Origin of the sequence: Saccharopolyspora rectivirgula DSM 43747 (genome assembly GCF_000497205.1) — a bacterium.
Taxonomy (GTDB): domain Bacteria; phylum Actinomycetota; class Actinomycetes; order Mycobacteriales; family Pseudonocardiaceae; genus Saccharopolyspora; species Saccharopolyspora rectivirgula.
Window position 1 is genome coordinate 1 of sequence record NZ_AYJW01000133.1, and the last position, 1,453, is coordinate 1,453.

General features: G+C 61.5%; 2 protein-coding genes. Both read left to right on the forward strand.

Features of this window, described 5'->3' with window-relative positions; translation table 11 throughout:
- Positions 1 to 246: 246 nt before the first annotated feature.
- On the forward strand, positions 247 to 882 hold the full coding sequence (locus SREC43747_RS0119200) for a DUF4352 domain-containing protein (RefSeq protein ID WP_152528483.1): 636 nt from the start codon (positions 247 to 249) through the stop codon (positions 880 to 882).
- Between the two features lie 410 nt (positions 883 to 1,292).
- Positions 1,293 to 1,453, forward strand: a 161-nt coding sequence (locus SREC43747_RS20870) for a helix-turn-helix domain-containing protein (RefSeq protein ID WP_081722703.1), incomplete at its 3' end; no start/stop codon positions are given.

Genomic DNA, 1,453 nt, shown 5'->3' on the forward strand with positions numbered 1-1,453 from the left:
TCTGCTGGTCCAGCAGCATCCCGATCAACAGCGCCAGCGGGTCCTCAGCGAGCAGCTGGTCGGCGTCGGCATCACCGGTCAACCACAGGGTCCGAGTCATGAGGTCATCGTGGCACGCTCCTGGGTCCGCCCCGGAACAGCCTCGGCAGCCGGGGCCGCGCGGCAGTCCTCGGATCGGGCTGCGGATCGACCGCTTCCCTGGCACGGGGGAAGGACCGAAGACCTCCCTTTCCAGAGGAGGAAGCAGTGAACCCGCAAGAAATGTCGCACCACTGGACTCGGTCGGACAGCCCGCGACGAAGGAAGATCATCGCCGGCATCGGCAGCACCCTCTGCATCCTGGCGGTAGCGATCACCGTGGTGATCCAGGCGCAGATGGCGAAGGCGTTTGATGAAGCTTTCGATGAAGCCCTCTCGGAGACAGCAGTCGCCGAGGACTCAGAGCAGCCCGCAGACGCTCCTGAAGATGCCCCCGCCCACAATTCCGGGGAGGATGTCACCCGCCTAGGGTTCGGAGCCACCCACCGGTGGAGCGGCGGCGAGGTCATTACCGTCTCGAAGCCATCTCCATATAAGGAGGAGAACCCGTTCCTGGCCCCTGAGGAAGGCAACCGGTTCGTTCAGTTCGACATCACGGTGGCCAACCAGGGAGAGCGCACGTACAACTCCATGGAGGTGACGCTCACCGCCCAGCACAACGGCAGGATCGTCGAGCAGAACCCCTTCGCTGGCGATCTGTTCCCCAACTCCGAGCTCCCACCCGGAGGCTCGGTGACGTTCACCGCGGTCTACGAGATCCCCCAGGAGCAGGGAGAATCTCGGCTGAGCGTGAAGCCGAACTTCTTCGCGCAGAACACCGTGTTCTATGTCGGCCAGATCTGATCGATAAGACACCCCTCTCCTTAGTCCTCGGACCGAGGAGAGGGGTTTGCCCACTCCGTACGGCGAACTACATTCACCCGATACTGCTTTGATTCCTAGTCCTGACTTTCCTGGGCGAGGATCTTCCAGCACGTCATGCACGTAGGGAACGTGATCCAGTCCATCTGACTGGGTTTGACCATCGGCACGTTCAGTCCACACACGGTTTTGTCGCGGGACTGGCCGTCCCATCGATGCCCGCGAAACGCATGCCTGACTCCCCGTTCCTCGATGACGGGCATCCAATAATGCACGCGGTCATCCCCTCCCCCAGAGCCGCCGCAAGATGTCGCATCTGTTCTATTGGTTTACACAGTTTTATCTGTCTCATCGGCAGCGACAGATGCATCGGACTTATACACGCTTGGAGCATGCGAACCCGACTAATCGCAAGCAGCGAGCTGGCCCGAGAACTCGGGGTCTCCCGCAGCACGATCGCGCGCTGGGTTCAGAACGGTTGGATTAAGCCGGCTCTGGTTACAGCCGGCGGCCAAGCCCGGTTCGACCTGGACGACATCAAAGAACAACTGCG